Source organism: Algiphilus aromaticivorans DG1253, from assembly GCF_000733765.1.
In the GTDB taxonomy this organism is placed as follows: domain Bacteria; phylum Pseudomonadota; class Gammaproteobacteria; order Nevskiales; family Nevskiaceae; genus Algiphilus; species Algiphilus aromaticivorans.
This window is the reverse complement of sequence record NZ_JPOG01000001.1, coordinates 2,697,276-2,715,355: the sequence shown is the minus strand read 5'-3', so window position 1 is coordinate 2,715,355 and position 18,080 is coordinate 2,697,276. Positions and strand designations below refer to the sequence as shown.

General features: G+C 67.4%; 17 protein-coding genes. 11 read left to right on the top strand and 6 right to left on the bottom strand.

Translation table 11 applies throughout. From position 1 onward, the window contains the following. Window positions 1-37 precede the first annotated feature (37 nt). Window positions 38-1,249, bottom strand: coding sequence for an acyl-CoA dehydrogenase family protein (locus U743_RS12615; protein WP_043768749.1), 1,212 nt, complete (start codon window positions 1,247-1,249; stop codon window positions 38-40). Between the two features lie 116 nt (window positions 1,250-1,365). Next, window positions 1,366-2,163, bottom strand: a complete 798-nt coding sequence (locus tag U743_RS12610) for a glutaminyl-peptide cyclotransferase (RefSeq protein WP_052368106.1) — start codon at window positions 2,161-2,163, stop codon at window positions 1,366-1,368. Between the two features lie 150 nt (window positions 2,164-2,313). Here U743_RS12610 and U743_RS18825 point away from each other — a divergent pair, with 150 nt between their 5' ends. The 9 genes from U743_RS18825 to U743_RS12565 all read left to right on the top strand — a co-directional run bounded on the left by U743_RS18825 (window position 2,314) and on the right by U743_RS12565 (window position 11,216). Beyond that, window positions 2,314-2,730, top strand: a complete 417-nt coding sequence (locus U743_RS18825) for a hypothetical protein (RefSeq protein ID WP_043768747.1) — start codon at window positions 2,314-2,316, stop codon at window positions 2,728-2,730. A gap of 108 nt (window positions 2,731-2,838) precedes the next feature. After that, on the top strand, window positions 2,839-3,690 hold the full coding sequence (locus U743_RS12600) for a YicC/YloC family endoribonuclease (protein ID WP_232226779.1): 852 nt from the start codon (window positions 2,839-2,841) through the stop codon (window positions 3,688-3,690). Continuing rightward, complete coding sequence (gene gmk, locus U743_RS12595; RefSeq protein WP_043768743.1) at window positions 3,683-4,333, top strand: guanylate kinase; 651 nt, start codon at window positions 3,683-3,685, stop codon at window positions 4,331-4,333. Before U743_RS12600 ends, gmk begins: the two co-directional genes overlap by 8 nt. Before the next feature lie 30 nt (window positions 4,334-4,363). Beyond that, a complete protein-coding gene (gene rpoZ / locus U743_RS12590; protein WP_043768742.1) occupies window positions 4,364-4,633 on the top strand; it encodes a DNA-directed RNA polymerase subunit omega in 270 nt (89 codons plus the stop codon). A gap of 107 nt (window positions 4,634-4,740) precedes the next feature. Next, complete coding sequence (locus U743_RS12585; protein WP_043768740.1) at window positions 4,741-6,921, top strand: RelA/SpoT family protein; 2,181 nt, start codon at window positions 4,741-4,743, stop codon at window positions 6,919-6,921. Window positions 6,922-6,970: 49 nt separating this feature from the next. Beyond that, window positions 6,971-7,360 (top strand): RidA family protein, encoded by a 390-nt coding sequence (locus U743_RS12580; RefSeq protein ID WP_043768738.1) that lies wholly within the window; start codon window positions 6,971-6,973, stop codon window positions 7,358-7,360. A gap of 5 nt (window positions 7,361-7,365) precedes the next feature. Continuing rightward, window positions 7,366-9,447 (top strand): ATP-dependent DNA helicase RecG, encoded by a 2,082-nt coding sequence (gene recG / locus U743_RS12575; RefSeq protein WP_084191528.1) that lies wholly within the window; start codon window positions 7,366-7,368, stop codon window positions 9,445-9,447. Window positions 9,448-9,460: 13 nt separating this feature from the next. Beyond that, window positions 9,461-10,327, top strand: a complete 867-nt coding sequence (ubiA, locus tag U743_RS12570) for a 4-hydroxybenzoate octaprenyltransferase (protein ID WP_043768736.1) — start codon at window positions 9,461-9,463, stop codon at window positions 10,325-10,327. Between the two features lie 7 nt (window positions 10,328-10,334). Next, window positions 10,335-11,216 (top strand): alpha/beta hydrolase family protein, encoded by an 882-nt coding sequence (locus U743_RS12565; protein WP_052368102.1) that lies wholly within the window; start codon window positions 10,335-10,337, stop codon window positions 11,214-11,216. Here U743_RS12565 and U743_RS12560 read toward each other — a convergent pair. After that, the gene (locus tag U743_RS12560) at window positions 11,210-11,941 is read right to left on the bottom strand and encodes a 16S rRNA (uracil(1498)-N(3))-methyltransferase (RefSeq protein WP_043768734.1); all 732 of its coding nucleotides are present in this window, start codon (window positions 11,939-11,941) and stop codon (window positions 11,210-11,212) included. The genes U743_RS12565 and U743_RS12560 overlap by 7 nt on opposite strands. Before the next feature lie 108 nt (window positions 11,942-12,049). Here U743_RS12560 and U743_RS12555 point away from each other — a divergent pair, with 108 nt between their 5' ends. Together U743_RS12555 and U743_RS12550 are read left to right on the top strand one after the other, a co-directional pair. Beyond that, window positions 12,050-12,712, top strand: a complete 663-nt coding sequence (locus U743_RS12555; RefSeq protein ID WP_043768732.1) for a CsgG/HfaB family protein — start codon at window positions 12,050-12,052, stop codon at window positions 12,710-12,712. After that, the gene (locus U743_RS12550; protein WP_043768730.1) at window positions 12,693-13,496 is read left to right on the top strand and encodes a CsgG/HfaB family protein; all 804 of its coding nucleotides are present in this window, start codon (window positions 12,693-12,695) and stop codon (window positions 13,494-13,496) included. Before U743_RS12555 ends, U743_RS12550 begins: the two co-directional genes overlap by 20 nt. Here the strand turns inward: U743_RS12550 and bioA are convergent. From bioA to argE, 3 genes are all read right to left on the bottom strand, one after another. After that, the gene (gene bioA, locus U743_RS12545; protein ID WP_043768728.1) at window positions 13,475-14,845 is read right to left on the bottom strand and encodes an adenosylmethionine--8-amino-7-oxononanoate transaminase; all 1,371 of its coding nucleotides are present in this window, start codon (window positions 14,843-14,845) and stop codon (window positions 13,475-13,477) included. The two genes, U743_RS12550 and bioA, sit on opposite strands and share 22 nt — an antisense overlap. Beyond that, window positions 14,842-16,185 carry an amino-acid N-acetyltransferase gene (gene argA / locus U743_RS12540; RefSeq protein WP_043768725.1) on the bottom strand — a complete coding sequence of 448 codons (1,344 nt, stop codon included), beginning with the start codon at window positions 16,183-16,185 and terminating at the stop codon, window positions 14,842-14,844. The genes bioA and argA overlap by 4 nt, the downstream gene beginning before the upstream one ends. A 674-nt stretch (window positions 16,186-16,859) precedes the next feature. Beyond that, window positions 16,860-18,017, bottom strand: a complete 1,158-nt coding sequence (gene argE, locus U743_RS12535; RefSeq protein WP_043768723.1) for an acetylornithine deacetylase — start codon at window positions 18,015-18,017, stop codon at window positions 16,860-16,862. Between the last annotated feature and the right edge of the window lie 63 nt (window positions 18,018-18,080).

The window sequence follows — 18,080 nt, the reverse complement described above, 5'->3', positions numbered from 1 at the left end:
GTCCCCGCCCGGTGCGGAGCGTGGGTGCCGCGTAGCTTCAGGCTGCGCCGGCTTGCGTGGCCTCGGTGTCGGCCGACGGCTTCTTCTTCTTCTTGGGCAGGGTGCCCATGATCTTGCAGATGATGCCGAGCATGATCTCGTCGGCGCCGCCGCCGATGGAGATCAGGCGTGAGTCGCGGTAGGCGCGCGCGACCTCGGACTCCCACATGAAACCCTGACCGCCCCAGAACTGCAGGCAGCCGTCGCTGACCTCGCGCGCAATGCGCCCGGCCTTGAGCTTGCACATCGACGCCAGCTTGCCGAGCTCTTCCATGCCGGCCTTGCCGGTAACATAGAGTTCGGTGGTGCGGTAGACCATCGCGCGCAGTGCTTCGATCTCGGTCTGCATCTCGGCCAGGCGGAAGTGCACGTACTGGTTGTCCAGCACACTCATGTCGAAGGCCTTACGGTTGCGTGTGTACTCGATGGTTTCCTGGATCAGGTGCTCCATGCCCTCGATCATCGAGGCCGCGCCGAAGAGACGTTCCTCCTGGAACTGCATCATCTGGTACATGAAGCCCATGCCTTCCTGACCCACCAGATTGCGTGCTGGCACGCGCACATCGTCGAAGAAGATCATGGCGGTGTCGGAAGCGCGCATGCCGAGCTTGTCGAGCTTGGTGTCGCGCTGCACGCCCTTGGCGTCCAGCGGCACGATGATCAGCGACTTGTTCTGGTGTGGCTTGCCCTCGGAGGTGTTGACCAGCGTGCAGGCCCAGTCCGCCTGCGTGCCGTTGGTGATCCACATCTTCGAGCCGTTGATGACGTAGTCGTCGCCGTCGCGGCGGGCCGTGGTCTTGACGGACGCCACATCCGAGCCGGCGCCGGCTTCGGAGACGGCGATGGAGCAGACCTGATCGCCGGCAATCACCGGCGCCAGATATTCCTCGCGCAATTCGGCCGAGCCGAAGCGTGACAAGGCCGGTGTGGCCATGTCGGTGACGACGCCGATGGCCATGGGTACGCTGCCGCTGGTGCAGTTGCCTAGTGCTTCGGCGAAGCGCAGCTCGTAGGAGTAATCCAGACCCAGGCCGCCGTCGGCTTCCGGCTTGTTGATGCCGAGCAGACCGAGATCACCCATTCGCTTGAGAATCTCGTGTGCCGGCCAGATCCCATCGGCCTCCCACTGCGGAACATTCGGGTTGATTTCATCCTGGACGAACTTGAGGGTGGTCTGGTAGAGGCTGTCATGCTCGTGGGTAAATTCCATTACCGTATATCCTGCGCAGGGCGCGTCGCGTGAACTGTGCGAACTCTTGTATCACCGTAGCTTATGCGCAAGCAAGCGAAGTATGATCAGTAATACTTATTTCCATTACCGGCGCTTCAGGGCCGCCGCGCAGCGCAATCGCGGTGGCTGTCGCCCAATGCGACGGCGATCTCATAGCGTCGCGGCCAGCGCTTGCCGGTGACATGCAGGTGGCCGCTTTCGGAGTCGACGGCAATGCCGTTGAGCACGTTGTTGGTGGCGTCCCAAGTCGGTGGCCGCTGGAAGTCCTCGGCCAGCACGTCGAGATGCAGCCAGCCGCAGAGGTCTCCGGTATAGGGATTGATCGCTGCGACGCGTTCGGCACCAAAGATATTCGCCCACAGCAGACCGTGGGCGAACTCCAGTTCGTTGAGTCGCCGCAGTGGGCGCTCGCCGTCTGTGACGACGACGGTGGCCAGCAGCTCGAAACTTTCCGCATCGCGATGCTGCAGACGATGGGTGCCGTCGCTCATGATCAGCCGCTCGCCGTCGAAGCTCAGACCCCAGCCCTCGCTGCTGTAGCGGGCTGTGCGTAGCAGCCGCAGCTCCTCGTCGAGTAAGCGCGCAATACCGGTGCGCCAAGTCAGCAGCCATATGCCGCCGGGAGCGAAGCTCGCGCCTTCGGCGAACTCCGAAGCCGGTAGCTCGAGTCGGGCGACTGTCTCATCTTCGGCTTCCAGTACGACGAAGGAACGGCCGTATCCGCCCGAGGATTCCAGCCAGCGGCCATCCTTTAGTTGCAGTCCTTGGGTGAAATGGCCGGGGTCGTGTTCGTGACTTGCGATCAGCTTCCAATCAATGGCGGTGTCCTGCCGCAGCTCGCTGCATGCGCTGCCGCTTACCATGCTGAGCAGCAATACGGCGAGGATTCTCATGCTGCGCTTGTTTGCTTTTGTCTTCGTCATGCGTCAGAGTCGGGATCAACGCTGCAGTTCATGCTTACGGGGCTTTGTCAAGCAGCGTCTGTCCAGGGAGCGGCTGTAATGGCCGCACGTTAGCAGGTGCGAATCAAGGAGCGAGCCACGATGGCAGTTAGCAAGAGTGCATCGAAGAAGACAGCGGCCAAGAAGGCATCGGCCAAGAAGAGCGCTGCGAAGAAGACGGCAGCCAAGAAGTCAGCAGTGAAGAAGACGGCAGCCAAGAAGTCCGCCGTCAAGAAGAGCGCGACGAAGAAGACGGCCGCCAAGAAGGCAGCCGCCAAGAAGAGTGCTGCCAAGAAGTCGGCCACCAAGAAGGCATCGACTGCTGTCCGCAAGAAGGCCAATGTGGCCGCCAAGACCGCGAGCAAGAAAGTCGCCGCGGCCAAGAAGGCGGTTAGCAAGAAGGTCGGTGGCAGCCGTAGCAAGTCTCTGAAGTCGGCGGCGGATAGCGCGCTGACCACGGCTCGCAAGACGGCCGAGAAGGTTAGCAAGCGCGTCAAGGCGGCGCGTAAGAAGTCCTAGCCGGCGAAAAGGACCGGGGCGCCTTCTGAGCTCGCGCCCCGGTCCGCGTGCTGGCGGCCGCTACAATGCGGTCCCTATTTCCTGAACCGGCACGCCATGACCTTGAGCATGACGGGTTTCGCCCAGGGCGAGGCCGAAGCGCCCGGCGGTTCCATCCGTTGGGAAATTCGCTCCGTCAATCATCGCTATCTCGACATTGGCTTTCGGATGCCGGAGGAATTCCGCGCGCTGGAAGGGGAACTGCGCCAGCGCGCTGGTCGCGATTTGGCGCGCGGCAAGGTCGAGGCGCAGATGCGCTATCTCGCCGACGGCGCTGCCAGTGCCTTTGAGGTGGACGAGGCGCGACTGAATCAATTGAAGGCGGCGATCGATCATGTCGAGCGTGCCTGGGGTGCGCTGGAGACGCCCGATCCACTACAGGTGCTGCAGTTTCCGGGCGTCGTGCGCGAGCAGCGTCAGGATCTGAGCGCATTGCACGAAGCCGCCACGCAGGCCTTCGACGCCGCGCTGGCTGATCTGCGCGCCGCCCGTGCCCGTGAGGGCGAGCGCCTCGCGCAGGTGCTGGTGGAGCGCTGCGACGCCCTCGAGAATCAGGTCGGCGTGGTGCGCGAACGCCTGCCGCAGGTGCGCGAGGGCTGGCTCGACAAGCTGCGCGAGCGCTGTCGCGATCTGGGTGTGGAGGCCGATCAAGGTCGGCTCGAGCAGGAGTTGGCGCTGGTCGCCCAGCGCGCCGATGTCGACGAGGAAATGGTGCGCCTGGCCGGCCATATAGAGGAAGTGCGCGCCACCCTTGCGCGCGAAGAAGCTACCGGCCGGCGCCTGGATTTCCTCATGCAGGAACTCAACCGCGAGGCCAACACGCTGTCCTCGAAATCCCAGGATGCGGAGCTGACCCGCGGCGCCGTGGAGATGAAGGTGATCATCGAGCAGATGCGCGAGCAGGTTCAGAACATTGAGTAGCAAGCTCGGCGTTCTGCTCATCGTCTCGGCACCAAGCGGTGGCGGCAAGAGCACGCTGACGCGCGCCTACGTTGAGGCTGCACGCGACAGCGACCGGCCGGCGTCGCTGTCCGTGTCCTATACCACGCGCGACCCGCGGCCCGGCGAAGTCGACGGTGTGCACTATCACTTCGTCAGCGAATCTCGCTTCCAGGAGATGGTCGAAGCGCACGAGTTCCTGGAGCATGCCGAGGTGTTCGGCCGGCGCTACGGCACCGGTCGGGCCGCCACGCAGGCGGAGCTGGACGCTGGCCGCGACGTCATCCTGGACATCGACTGGCAGGGCGCGCGCCAGGTCCGGTTGGCCATGCCGGAAGCTGTCGGCATCTTCATCCTGCCGCCGTCGCGGCAGGCGCTGGAGCAACGGCTGCGCGAGCGCGCCCAGGACAGCGACGAGGTGATCGCCCGGCGCATGGCGCAGGCCGCGGACGAGATGGCGCACTGCGACGAGTACGACTACCTGTTGATCAACGACGATCTGGAGGTCGCGCGCGCGGACTTCGCCGCAATCGTGCGCGCCGCGCGCTGCCGCAATGCCATCATGCGGCGCGGCGAAGGCGCGCGCATCGCCGAATTGCTGGCCAACGACGGCGGTGGCAGTTAGACTGCGCGGTCCCCGTCGAGGAAGCTAAACATGGCACGTGTCACCGTTGAAGACTGCCGCGAGCAGATCCATAACCAGTTCGATCTGACCCTGGTCGCCGCCAAGCGCGCGCGCCAGCTTACGCGCGGCGCCGAGGCGCATCTCACCTGGGGCAACGACAAGTCCACCGTTGTCGCTCTGCGCGAGATTGCCGAGGGCCACGTCGATGACGCCGTGCTTGAGGAGCAGGATCTGCCCGCCGTTTCCGCGCCGAAGGTCGAGCTTGAGGCGCTGGACCCGCTGGACGCCCTCGACATCTGATTCGGCCGGCGTGGCGTGATATGGCGCGCCGCGCATTCAATCCCGACGCGCCGCGCTGACCGCGGCGCTGTTATCGTGCCTGCCTCTGCGGCCCCTATACTGGGCCCATGACCCGCCAGCAGCTCCCCGTAATCGGTCGCATCGGCAACGCGCTGCGCGCGCAGCGCGTTGCGCGCACCTTCGGCATCGACGCGCTGGCGCGCGTGCTGGAGGCCTATCTCACCAACGAGCAGATCGACGAGGTGCGCCGCGCGCACGCGCTCGGTCAGCAGCTGCATTCGGGGCAGACGCGCACCAGCGGCGAACCCTACATCTACCACCCGTTGGCGGTGGCCCGCATTCTCGCCGAGATGCGGCTCGATCACGTCACGATCATTGCGGCGATCCTGCACGACGTGATCGAGGACACGGCGATCACCAGAGAGGAGATTGCCACCGACTTCGGTGACGACGTCGCTGCGCTGGTCGACGGCGTTTCCAAATTCGACCGCGCCGAGGGCGTGTCGCGTGCGCAGGCGCAGGCCGAGTCGGTGCGCAAGCTGCTGCTGGCTATGACCAAGGATCTGCGCGTGATCCTCATCAAACTGGCTGACCGCCTGCACAACATGCGCACCCTGGGCGTGATGGAGCCCTCCAAGCGCCGCGCCAAGGCCAAGGAAACGCTGGAGGTCTATGCGCCGATGGCGCATCGGCTGGGCATTCACTTCCTACGTGTCGAGCTGGAGGATCTGGCCTTCGCCAATCTCTATCCGCAGCGCTACCGCGCCATTGAGCGCGCGGTGCGTCAGCAGATCGGCAACGCGCGCAAGACCATTACCGAGATCGAGTCGCGCCTGTCGCGCGCGCTGCGTGAGGAGGGTATCGGTGCCACGGTGGTCGGGCGTCAGAAGAATCTCTACAGCATCTACGAAAAGATGCGGCGCAAGAAGCTGCGTCTGCCGGCGGTGATGGATGTGCTGGGCTTCCGCATCGTCGTCTCCAAGGTTGATGAGTGCTATCGCGCGCTGGGCATGGTGCATCACATCTATCGCCCGATTTCGGAGTTGTTCAACGACTACATCGCCAACCCCAAGACCAACGGCTACCAGAGCCTGCATACCACCTGCATGGGGCCGAACGGACGCAAGATCGAGGTGCAGATCCGCACGCGCGAGATGCACCACATCGCCGAGAGCGGCATCGCCGCGCATTGGCAGTACAAGCTTGGCGCCAGCGGAACGCAGCACGCGGCGCCCGAAGCACGCGCTCGCGAGTGGCTGTCCTCGCTCTTCGAGCTGCAGGACTCGGCCGCGGCGGTGGATTTCTTCGAGACGGTCAAGATCGACCTCTTCCCGGACGAGGTCTACGTCTTCACGCCCAAGGGCACCATCCTGCGCATGCCCAGAGGCGCGACGGCGGTGGATTTCGCCTATGCCGTGCATTCCGAACTCGGCGACCGCTGCGTGGCGGCGCGCATCGACGGTCAACTCGAGCCGTTGTCGGCGACGCTGCAGAATGGCCAGACGGTGGAGATCATCACCGCTCGCCACGCCCAGCCCAATGCCGCCTGGCTGAACTTCGTCAAGACCGCCAAGGCGCGCTCCTCGATTCGCCACTACCTGCGCAATCTGCGCGAGGACGAGGCCATCCGCCTCGGCCGCCGACTGCTCGAGCGCGCGCTGCGCGGTCTCGATCTGTCCACCAGTTCGCTGCGTGGCGAGGCCGTCGAGCGCGTGTTGGCGCTCTACAAGCTCGACGATCTGGAAGCGCTCTACGCCGATATCGGCCTGGGCCGGCGGCTGGCGCCGCTGGTGGCGCGGCACTTCCTGCCCGAGTCGGAATCCGGCCGCACCGCAGGCGACGGCCCGGCGCTGGCCGTGGAGGGCACCGAGGGTCTGGTGCTCGACTACGGCAAGTGCTGTCATCCACTACCGGGCGACGAAATCCGCGGTCACGTTAGCGCCGGTCGCGGCTTGATCATCCACCGCGCGGTCTGCAAGCAGTCCGCGAGTGGAATCCGCAGTGCGCCGCAGGACTGGATTCCGCTGGCATGGTCGGAGGAGGTCGAGGGCCATTTCTCCGCGGAGCTTCGCGTCAAGGCGCTCAACGAGCGCGGCGCGCTGGCGGCTATTGCCGCCGAGATCGCCCACGCCGAGTCCAGCATCGAGAATGTCGAGATGAAGGAGCGGCACGATGACGAATCGGCGGATATCCGCTTCGTGATCAGCGCGCGCAATCGCACGCATCTGGCGCGTATTCTGCGCCGCATTCGCCGGCTCGCGGTGGTGGCGCGCGCGCATCGGCTCTGAAGCCACGGCCGCGCTATATTCGCGGCCTTCATTCATGCAGGGAGCAGCCATGGCCGCGCGCAAGGTCATCCACACCGACAATGCCCCGCAGGCGATCGGCCCCTATTCGCAGGCGGTGCGCGTAGGTTCGACGGTCTATCTCTCGGGCCAGATCCCGCTCGACCCGGCGACGATGACGCTGGACAACGCCAGTATCGAGCACGAGATCCGGCGCGTCTTCGCCAACCTGCTCGCCGTGGTCGATGCCGCCGGCGGCAGCGCCGCGCAGATCGCCAAGCTCAATCTCTATCTCACCGACCTCGGCGACTTCGGGACCGTCAACGAGATCATGGCCGAGATCTTCGACGAGCCCTTTCCGGCGCGCGCGGCCATCGGTGTGGCGGCGCTGCCCAAGGGCGCGCGCTTCGAGGCCGAGGGCGTTCTCGTCCTCGAGGACTGAAGCCGCTGCCGGTGGCCGCCCCGACGCTGGAGCAGCCGGCCTCGGCGCTACGCGGCGTCGGGGATGCCCTGGCCGCCAAGCTGGCGGGGTTGGGCATCGAGCGGGTCATCGACCTGCTACTGCACTTGCCGCTGCGCTACGAGGACCGCAGCCGCTGCCAGCGCGTGGCGACGCTGCGCCACAACGTGCCCGCGCAGCTGGCGCTGCGCGTGCTGGAGGTAGACCAGCGCAGTGCGCCCCGGCGGCAGCTGCGCGTCTTCTGCGCCGATGCGGATGGCGCCCCGCTGTTGCTGCGTTTCTTCCATTTCCGCAATGCGCAGGGCCAGGGCTTCCGGCCCGAGGCCGGGCTGCGCGTCTGGGGAACGGCGCGCATGGGACCGGGCGGCTGGGAGATGGTGCATCCTGAGTACCGGCTCTTCCCGGAGCTGGCTGCGGTGCGCCCCGAAGGCGGCATCCTGCCCGTCTATCCGCTGAGCGCCGGGGTCACGCAATCGCGTCTGCGTGGGCTGGTGGCGGCGGCGCTTGAAGCGGCGGCGACCGATCCGGTACTGGCCGTAGACGTGCCGGGCCTGGACGGGCCGACGACACTGGCTGCGTTGCGGCTGCTGCATCAGCCGCCAGATGCCGACACGGCCGCGGCACTGGAGGCGGGCACGCACCCTGCTCAGCAGCGGCTGATTCGAGAGGAATTGCTGGCGCATCAAATCAGCCTGCGCATGGTGCGGCGCCGTGTGCGCGCTGACGCCGCCCCAAAGCTTGCGGAAATGACGGCCGCACGCGCCGAGTTGGGCGGCCAGCTTGGCTTCGCCATGACCGGTGCGCAGCAGCGCGTCATCGATGAGATCGGTGCCGACATGGCGCAGGAATCCCCCATGCTGCGGCTGGTGCAGGGCGATGTAGGCTCGGGCAAGACCGTGGTTGCCGCCGCCGCCATGCTGGCGGCCGTGCGCGGTGGCTGGCAGGCAGCGCTGATGGCGCCCACGGAGTTGCTCGCCGAGCAGCACGCGCGCACTCTCGAAGAATGGCTGGCGCCGCTCGGCCTGCGCGTGACGCTGCTCACCGGCCGCCTGAAGAAGGCCGAACGCACGGCGCGTCGCGATGCCATCGTCGAAGGTGCCGTCGACGTTGCGGTGGGTACGCACGCCGTCTTCCAGGAGGACACGCGTTTCGCCAAGCTCGGGCTGGTGGTGGTCGACGAGCAGCACCGCTTCGGTGTGCGCCAGCGTCTGGCATTGCGCGACAAGGGGCCGGAAGGCCATCGCCCGCATCAGCTCGTCATGACGGCTACCCCCATTCCGCGCACGCTGGCGCAGACCGCCTATGCCGATCTGGATGTCTCGGTCATCGACGAGTTGCCGCCCGGGCGCACGCCGGTGGTCACGGCCGCGGTGGCCAATACGCGGCGCGAGGAAGTCATCGCCCGGCTGCGTGAGGCTGTGGCTGCGGGCCGTCAAGCCTACTGGGTGTGTACGCTGATCGAGGAATCCGAGCAGCTCGCTGCGCAGGCTGCCGGCGAGACGGCCGAGTTGCTGGAAGCTGCGCTGCCGGGCGCCCGCGTCGGGCTGGCGCACGGCCGGTTGTCGGCGGCCGACAAGCAGCAGGTCATGCGCGAATTCAAGGAAGGCGCCATTGATGTGCTGGTGGCCACAACCGTCATCGAGGTGGGCGTCGACGTGCCCAATGCCTCGATCATGGTCATCGAGAATGCCGAGCGGCTGGGTCTGTCGCAGCTGCATCAGCTGCGCGGCCGTGTCGGTCGCGGCCACGCCGAGAGCCAGTGCCTGCTGATGTATCAGCCGCCACTGGGCGAGGCGGCCTCCGAGCGTCTGGACGTCATGCGGCGTACGCATTCCGGCTTCGTCATAGCGGAGAAGGATCTGGCGCTGCGCGGTCCCGGTGAACTCCTGGGCCGCCGTCAGACCGGCGTGGTCGGGCTCAAGATCGCCGACCCCATCCGCGACGCCGATGAGCTGCCGGCCATGGCCGAGCTTGCCGAGAAGCTACTCGACGCCCCGGACGCTTCCGACACGGTGACGCGCCTCGTGGCGCGCTGGGTCGGCGACGTGCAACGCTACGGGCAGGTCTGACAAGGGAGGGGAAGTGGACAAGCTGCGCGCCTACATCGAGCTCACACGCTTGCACAAGCCGGTGGGCATCTGGCTGCTTATGTGGCCAGTGGGCTGGTCGTTGTGGACAGCGGCGGAGGGCGTGCCGCCGCTCGACATCCTGCTCATCTTCGCGGCCGGCACGGTGCTCATGCGCTCCGCGGGCTGCGTCATCAATGATTTCGCCGATCGGCGTATCGATCCCCATGTGGCGCGCACGGCCACACGCCCTCTGGCGGCCGGTCGCGTCAGCGTAAGCGAGGCGTTGGCGCTCTTCGCGGTTCTCTGCCTGGCTGCCTTCCTGCTGGTGCTGCAGACCAACCTGCCGACGGTGCTGCTGGCCGTGCCGGCGGTGCTGGTGGCGGCGAGCTATCCCTTCGCCAAGCGCTTTCACCATCTGCCGCAAGCGCATCTGGGCGTGGCCTTCGCCTTCGGCGTGCCGATGGCGCAGACCGCCGTGCCCGGCGCTGTGGACTGGACGCTGTGCGCGCTGCTCACGGCAGCCACCATCGTCTGGGCGCTGATCTACGACACCTACTACGCCATGGCCGATCGCGAGGAGGATCTGCAGATCGGCGTGCGCTCCAGCGCTATTCTCTTCGGTCGCGCCGACCGCCTGATCACCGCGCTGTTGCGCTTGCTGCTGCTGGGGTTGCTCGTCGCCGTCGGGCTGCGTGCCGGCCTCGGTATCGCCTACTGGGCCGGCCTGGGTGCGGCGATGGTTGTGGCGCTGCGCCACCAGTGGATGATCCATCAGCGCGATCCGGGGCGCTGTCTGCAGGCATTTCTCGCAAGCCACTGGTTCGGGCTGCTTGTCTTGCTGGGCATCGTGGCCGACTATGCGCTGCCCATTTCTGCCTAGCTCCTTGATGCGACCTCAAACGCTTGTCCTCCTGCTCGCCGGTGCGTTGCTCGCGGGCTGCGCCCAGCACGTCAACGCGCCCGCTGAGCGTACGCCGCTTCCGGAGACGCGCTTCCGCGTCGAGCAGGGCGTGGTCTTCCGCGAGGGCGCCGACGGCGCCCAGCCATTGCACGCTGACCTCTACACGCCCATCACCCTGGGGCCCTATCCCACCGTGCTCGCTGTTCCCGGTGGAGACTGGGAAGGCGGTCATCCCAAGGACATGCGCTTTCTCGCCGAGTATCTGGCGCAGCGCGGCCTGGCAGTGATGGCCATTCAGCACCGCGGCGCGGGTGATGGCATCGGGCTGTCAGAGCAGCTGCAGGATCTTCACGCTGCGCTGCGCTGGATACGCAGCAATGCCTCCGCACATCGGCTGGATACCGAGCGGCTGGCTGTGCTCGGCTTCGAGTCCGGCGGGCATCTCGGTGCCATGCTCGGCCTAGCGCAAAGCGCGCGCCGGCCGTTGCCGGATCTGCCGCGCGACGCCTCGCTGCCGCCCGTGCGCGCGGTGGTGGCTGGTGGCGCGGCGTTGAATCTGCTGCCGGCTGGTGACCGGCCGGAGGTACGCCGATTGCTGCCCGATACCTCCGAGAAGACGCTGCGAAAGGCGTCGCCGGTCTTCGTCGCGCATGCCGAGGCGCCGCCCTTCTTCTTCTTCCACGGCGACCGCGACGGCCGTTGGCCCATCGCCGGCGCCGAGGCGATGCTGGCCGAGCTGGATCAATTCGGTGTGCGCGCCGAACTCTATCGCATGAAGGGGCGCGGTCACACCACGACCTATCTGACCGTCAGCAGCGCGCTTGCCGCCGCGGCCGAGTTCCTCTGGCGCGAACTGGAGCGTTACTGAGTGCCGCCGAGGTCGCCGTAACGTTGCTGCAGCAACGCCAGGGCTGCCACCGGCGCCGTCTCAGTGCGCAGCACGCGCGGGCCGATGCGCCAGCCGTGAAAGCCGGCGGCGCGGGCGCTGGCGATCTCCTCCTCGCTCAGCCCCCCCTCGGGGCCGACCAGCAGCGTGACGCCGTCCTCTGGCGCCTGTCGCGGTAGGGCGGCGCCGCCGCCGAAATCCAGTGTCAGACGCAGGCCTGGGCCGACTTCAGCCAGCGCCGCCTGCAACTCGGCCACTGGCAGCAACTCGGGCAGACGAAGGCGGCCGGATTGCTCGCAGGCGCTCGTGATGACGCCCTGCCAGTGCGCCATCTTCTTCTGCCAGCGCTTGGTGTCTAGCTTGACGTTGCAGCGCGCGGTGATGATCGGCCGGATGCGCGTCACGCCCAGTTCGGTGGCCTTCTGCAGCGCCCAGTCCATGCGTTCGCCCTTGCTCACAGCCTGCAGCAGCGTCGTGGCCAGCGGTGATTCCACCTCAGGCTGCTCGGGTGCGCTCAGCGCGAGCAGGGCATGTTGGCGCTCGATCACTTCAATATGCGCGGGGTACTCGTGCCCGTCGCCGTTGAAGACGGTGAGCGCGTCGCCGGAACGCAAGCGCAGGACGCGCACGGTGTGATTGAAGGCGTCGCCCTCGATACGGAGGCGCGCGTTCGCGGTCAGCTCTGTCGAGATATAGATGCGTGGCATGCGCGCAGTCTATGCAGGCTGCGCGCCTTCATCCATGATTCAGTCAAAGTACGTATTAGTAGAGAGCGTCCAAGCTGGGGCGCCGAGCGCACGATGGAGCGAAGGATCATGGTCAAGCGGATGCATCTTCTGGCGGTTTCCCTGCTCGTGGCGCTGCTCGCCGGCTGTGCGGGTTCCTCGGCGCAGGTGGTCAGTTCCTCGGGCACGGCCCCGACGATCTCGCAGGCGCAGCAGCAGCCGATCGAAGGCGAGCAGCGCCGCATCGCGGTCAGCCGCTTCGACATGCGCGCCGGCCCCGACGTCGGCCTGGCGCTGTCGGATTTCCTGACCGACGCGCTCTTCAACAGCGGGCGTTTCATCGTGCTCGAGCGCGCGCGGCTCGACGAGGTGCGCGAGGAGCAGGCGCTGCAGTCGGGCGCCGAGTTCCGCGCCGATACGGCGGCCGAGGTCGGCCAGTTCGAGGGCGCCGAGCTGCTCATCCGCGGCGCGGTGGTCGCCTTCGAGCCCGACTGCTCCGGCTTCTCGCTGCTCTTCGGCGGCACCGGCAAGGCCTGTATCACGATGAATCTGCGCATCATCGACGTCGAGACCGGCCGCGTCGTCAATGCCACCACGGTTGAGGCGACCTCGCGCTCGAATCAGGTCGGCATCTTCTTCGCGCGCGGTCAGCTGCCGATCGGGTTGGGCACCTACAGCAAGACGCCCATGGAAACGGCGCTGCGTAACGCGATCGATGCGGCCGTGCGACACATTGTCGAGACCAAGGTCTAGCCCCGCGGCGCGTCTGCTCCTGCTGCTCGCCCTTGTACTACCGGCAGGCTGCGCCACGCAGAAGATCGAGCTGACGCAGAGCGGCCGCGAGGCCATTGCCACGCTGCGCGAACTGCCGGCGGAGGCACGGCCGCGCCTCGTGGTGGCGCCGCTGCGCGACAACACCCGCACCGGCCAGTTCTCGGCGCTGGAGGCCGGGCTGGCCACTGGCGACCACAACGCCAGCGCTGAGGATTTCCTCGCCGGCGCGCGCGATCTGCTGGTGACGGGGCTGCTCAACACCGAGGCCTTCACTTTGCTCGAGCGCGACGAGCTGGATGAGTTGGCGCGCGAGCGCATCATGCGCGCCGAGCAGGGTGAGACGGTCAGCCTGGAGAATTCGCTGGAAGGCGCCGACCTGGTCTTGGTCGCGGCCATCAGCAGCTTCGAGCCGGCGGGTGGCGGTGCGCTACCGGTGCCGATCCCGGTGGGCAACGACAGCTTCACCATCATCTGGCTGCGCCGCGGCAGCTCCTCGCTGACGATGGATCTGCGCGTGCTGGATGTGGCCAGCGGCCGGGTCGTGCACAGCAACGCCGTGCGCGGCGCCGCCAGTCGTTTCTCGGCGGACCTCGATGCTTTCATCGGTATCGGTAGCAGTTATCTGGCGCTGCCGGGGGTGATCCGCTATCTCGACAAGACGCCGCTGCATGCGGCCATGCTGAAGATGGTGACGCTGGCCGTCAGCGAGGTCGGCGACGCCGCGCGCGACAGTGCTCCGGCTCAACCCGCAGTGGCGCGCTGAATGCCCTCGATGGCGACGCCGGCCATCCAGTCGATCTCTTCCTCGGTGACGCAGTAGGGCGGCATGAAGTACACCGTGTTGCCCAGCGGCCGCAGCAGCGCGCCCTGCGACAGCCCGTGCTGGTAGACGCGCAGCCCGCGCCGCTCGCCGGCCGGGTAGGGCACGCGCCCGGGGCCGTCTGCGGCCAGGTCGATGGCCAGGACGAAGCCCTGCTGGCGGACGTCGGCGACATGCGGGTGCCGCGTCAGCTCGGACACCTGGTTCCAGAGGTGCTGGCCCAGCTTGCGCACATGCGCCGGCCAGTCGCGCTCCTCCAGGATGTCGAGGGTGGCCAGCGCCGCCGTGCAGGTCAGCGGGTTGCCGGTATAGCTGTGCGAGTGAAGGAAGGCCTTGCCGCTGCTGTAGTCGTCGTAGAAGGCCCGGTAGACCTGCTCGTTGGTCATGCACACGGCCAGCGGCAGTGTGCCGCCGGTCAGTCCCTTCGAAAGGCAGAGGAAGTCCGGCTCGATGTCCGCCCATTCGCAGGCGAAGAGCTTGCCGGTGCGGCAGAAGCCGGTGGCGATCTCGTCGGCGATGAGATGCACGCCATGGCGATCGCAGGCCTCGCGCAGCAGCTTGAGATAGATCGGCGGCCACATGCGCATGCCGCCGGCGCACTGCAGCATGGGTTCGACGATGACCGCTGCGGTTTCGTGCGCGTGCGCCTCCAGCGCGGCCTCCATCTCCTTGAAGGTGCGGCGCGCGTGATCCTCCCAGGACACGCCGGGCGCACGCGTGCCCGGATCCATGACGCCGCAGTCGGGGGCCTGCACGACAATGGGTTCCATGAGCAGCGCCTTGTAGGCGTCGCGGTAGAGCCCGGTGCTGCTCACGGCCAGTGCGCCCATGGTCTCGCCGTGGTAGCTGCCCGAGAGCGCGATGAAACGCGTGCGCTGCGGCTGGCCGCTGTTCACCCAGTAGTGGTGCGACATCTTCAGCGCCACCTCGATGGCGCTGGAGCCGTTGTCCGCGTACATGCAGCGCGACAATCCGCCCGGCGTGATGGCGGCCAGCCGCTCGGAGAGCTCGACCACCGGCGGGTGCGTGAAGCCGGCCAGCATGGCGTGGTCGAGGGTGTCGAGCTGGGTCTTCAGGCGCTCGACGATGTGCGGGTGGCGATGCCCGAAGATATTCGTCCACCAGGAGCTGACGGCGTCGAGATAGCGCTCGCCGTTCGGCCCGTAGAGCCAGGCGCCCTCGGCGCGCTCGACGGGCACGAGCGGCAGCCACTCGTGATCCTTCATCTGCGTGCAGGGGTGCCAGACGTGCGCCAGCGAGCGGCGCACCAGATCGTCGCTATCGGTGCTCATGCGGGGATGGTCTTCTGCAGAACGAGTGAGTTGCGCTGGTAGTTGTAGAGCTCGCGCCGCGCCACCGGCAGTGCGTCGGGCGCGGTCTTGGCGAAGCCGTGCTCGATGAACCAGTGCGGCGCGGCGGTGGTCAGCGCGAAAATGCTCGCGATGCCCTGACGCCGTGCACGCGTCTCGAGGTGGGCAAGCAGCGCGGCCGCGCGGCCGCCGCCGCGATACTCCGCGTGCACGGCCACGCAGGCCAGCTCGGCGGCGCTGCCGTCGCCCAGCGGCAGCAGTGCCGCGCAGGCGATGACCAGGCCGTCGCGCTTGGTGACGGCGAAATGCTCGATCTCCAGCTCCAGCTGCTCGCGCGAGCGCGGCACCAGCTTGCCGTCGGTTTCCAGCGGCGCGATCAGCGCCAGGATGCCGCCGATATCGTCGATGGTCGCCGCGCGCGTCGTCTCGTAGGCATCGTCGGCGTGCACGAAGAGTCCGGCGCCGTCGCGTGTGTAGAGCTCGCGCAGCACCGCCCCGTCCTCGGCGTGGCCGATGAGATGCACGCGCGCCACACCGGCCGTACAGGCGGTGACCGCACTGCGGATGTAGTCGGCATCCAGCGCGGCCAGTCGCTCGCCGCTGTCGTTCAGCAGCGCGCGCGCTTCGCTGGCCGGAATCTGGCCGGCGTCGCCGGCGATCTCGGCCAGTGGCCAGGCCCTGGGCTCGCCGGGCGTGACGAAAACCAGCTTGTCGGCACGCAGCGCGGTGGCAGCGGCCGTGGCGACATCCTCGGCGCGCAGATTGAAGATCTCGCCCGACGGCGAATAACCGAGCGGCGACAGCAGCACGATCTGCCGCGCGGCCAGTGCCTCGCGCATGGTGGCGGCGTCGACGCGCCGCACTTCGCCGGTATGCTCCAGGTCGACGCCGTCGCGCACGCCCACCGGCCGCGCCGTCACCCAGTTGCCGCCGGCCGTGCGCAGGCGCGCGCCGCCCATGGGCGTGCTCGCCAGGCTGGTCGACAGCCGTGCCTCGATGTCGCTGCGCAGCGCGCCCACGGCCCGCGTCACGCAATCCAGCGTCGGCCGATCGGTGATGCGCAGATTGCCGTGAAAGCGCGCCTCCAGCCCGCTGCGCGCGATCTCGGCGCTGATCTGCGGGCGCGCGCCATGCACCAGCACCAGCTGCACGCCCAGGCTGTGCAGCAGCGCGATGTCGTAGATCAGCGCGTCGAAATCCGCTGCCGATACGGCTTCGCCGCCGAAGCACAGCACGAAGACGCGGCCGTGGTGCGCATGCACATACGGCGCGGCTGCGCGCAGCGCGCTGACAAAGCTTTGCGGTGAGGCCTCGGTGGTCATCGCGGCATTCTAGCCTTGCGATTGGCTGGGTGATGGCTTTGGCGCTGTGCTGCGGCGTGTATTTGAACCGCAGATTTCGCAGATTGGCGCAGATTGTTTGCTGGTTCGCAGCGATGTCGCGAAGCGACGCACCATCCTGCGGACCCCTATTGGCCCCGTTCTGCTCGCGAGTTCCGCGCCTCATAACATTGGCGCTATCGAACAGTGCCGCGCGATCGGCGCGGGGTACTTTGGTTTCGGCCAAAGTACCCAAAGCCATGGTGCCCGCCGGGTGGCCTGCCGCGGCTGCGCCGCGGCAGGTTCCCGAGTCGGGCGACGTGCTCGGGGGCGAGCAGCGACCGAAGTGCCAGTGGCACTTCGCAGCGCTGGGAGCGCCCGGACAGGGATGTCCGGGCCGGGGCGTGGTTATAGCGAAGAGGTAGCGCCATGGACGGCGGGCAACCGCGGCCCATGCGTCGCGCGAAGATCGCCGCGGTCACTAGATTCGGTCTTCCGGGCCTCATCAAAGTGACCCAGGCTGGGCCTTCCATGGCCCAGCCGTAATTCGCGCTGCGACTTGCCACTGGCAAGTCGGTCGCGAATTACCCCTCAAAGGGCACGGATCGGACTGGCTCGTCGCTACGCGACATCGCCTTCAATCGAAACAATCTGCGCCAATCTGCGAAATCTGCGGTTTATCCGCTTTCCAGGCAGAAGCGCGCAATCAGCTCGCGCAGCAGTTTCTGCGTTGGCTTGATGCGATCCAGCGGCAGATGCTCGTCGGGCTGATGCGCCACCGTGATGTCGCCGGGGCCGAGGATGACCGTGTCCATGCCGAGCCGGTTCAGGAAGGGGCCTTCGGTGGCGAAGTCCACCGCCTCGGCGCTGTGGCCGGTGAGCTGTTCGCAGGCGCGCACGATGGCGGCCTCGGCCGCGGTCTCGAAGGCGGGGATGCCGTCGAACAGCGTCTGTGCCTCGAAGCGGCAGCCGACCTCGCTCAGGCCGGCCGCCGCGGCCTCGCGCATGGCTGTGCGCAGCGCCTGCATATCCTCGCCGGGACCGAAGCGCAGATCGACATCCAGCCGGCAGTGCGCCGGGATGCGGTTGGCCGAGTCGCCGCCCTCGATGCAACCCAGATTCATCGTCGGATGATCGATGGCGAAGCCGTGGCCGCCGCAGCGGTGCGCGAAGCCGGCGTCGTGCGCGACCAGCGCGCCCAGCACCTGATGCATGCCGCGGATCGCGTTGGCGCCCAGATCCGGGCGCGAGGAATGTCCGGCGTGGCCGTGGATGTGCAACGAGTCCATGAGAATGCCCTTGTGCAGCCGCACCGGGCGCAGGCCGGTGGGCTCGCCGATGACGGCGTGGCGTGCCTTGGGCTTGCCGGCGGCGACCAATGCGCGCGCGCCGTCCATGCCGGATTCTTCGTCGGCGGTGGCGAGCAGGATCAGCGGTTGCGCCAGATCCTGCTCAGCGAAGGCCGCGGCGGCCTCCACGGCCATGCCGATGAAGCCCTTCATGTCGCAGATGCCGAGCCCGTAGTAGGCGCCGTCGCGTTCGGCGAGGTCGAAGGGCTCGCTGGCCCAGCCCTGCGCGTCGAAGGGTACGGTATCGGTATGGCCGGCGAGCACCAGCCCGCCCGGACCGCGACCGAGCGTGGCGATCAGATTCGCCTTGTCCGTTCGCCCCGGCAGGGGCAGGATTTCGACGGCGAAGCCGAGAGCCTCCAGCCACTCGGCGAGCAGATGCACGACGGAGAGATTCCCCATGTCGTGGGCGGGATGCTCGCTGGAGACCGAGGGCGCGGCGACGAGCCGTTGCAGCAGCTCGGGCAGCGCGGGGATCTTGGACATGGTGACGGACGCGACGGGCAGGTGGCCCCTATAATCAGGGATTGTCGCGAAAGGCGCAGGCTG

Bases quoted from the DNA above. Each gene is read 5' to 3' on its own strand.
- U743_RS12615 (WP_043768749.1), bottom strand. From the start codon at position 1,249: ATGGAATTTACCCACGAGCATGACAGCCTCTACCAGACCACCCTCAAG.
- U743_RS12565 (WP_052368102.1), top strand. From the start codon at position 10,335: ATGCGACCTCAAACGCTTGTCCTCCTGCTCGCCGGTGCGTTGCTCGCG.
- U743_RS12600 (WP_232226779.1), top strand. From the start codon at position 2,839: ATGACGGGTTTCGCCCAGGGCGAGGCCGAAGCGCCCGGCGGTTCCATC.
- bioA (WP_043768728.1), bottom strand. From the start codon at position 14,845: ATGAGCACCGATAGCGACGATCTGGTGCGCCGCTCGCTGGCGCACGTC.
- U743_RS12555 (WP_043768732.1), top strand. From the start codon at position 12,050: ATGGTCAAGCGGATGCATCTTCTGGCGGTTTCCCTGCTCGTGGCGCTG.
- argE (WP_043768723.1), bottom strand. From the start codon at position 18,017: ATGTCCAAGATCCCCGCGCTGCCCGAGCTGCTGCAACGGCTCGTCGCC.
- U743_RS12560 (WP_043768734.1), bottom strand. From the start codon at position 11,941: ATGCCACGCATCTATATCTCGACAGAGCTGACCGCGAACGCGCGCCTC.
- U743_RS12585 (WP_043768740.1), top strand. From the start codon at position 4,741: ATGACCCGCCAGCAGCTCCCCGTAATCGGTCGCATCGGCAACGCGCTG.
- U743_RS18825 (WP_043768747.1), top strand. From the start codon at position 2,314: ATGGCAGTTAGCAAGAGTGCATCGAAGAAGACAGCGGCCAAGAAGGCA.
- rpoZ (WP_043768742.1), top strand. From the start codon at position 4,364: ATGGCACGTGTCACCGTTGAAGACTGCCGCGAGCAGATCCATAACCAG.
- argA (WP_043768725.1), bottom strand. From the start codon at position 16,185: ATGACCACCGAGGCCTCACCGCAAAGCTTTGTCAGCGCGCTGCGCGCA.
- U743_RS12580 (WP_043768738.1), top strand. From the start codon at position 6,971: ATGGCCGCGCGCAAGGTCATCCACACCGACAATGCCCCGCAGGCGATC.
- U743_RS12610 (WP_052368106.1), bottom strand. From the start codon at position 2,163: ATGAGAATCCTCGCCGTATTGCTGCTCAGCATGGTAAGCGGCAGCGCA.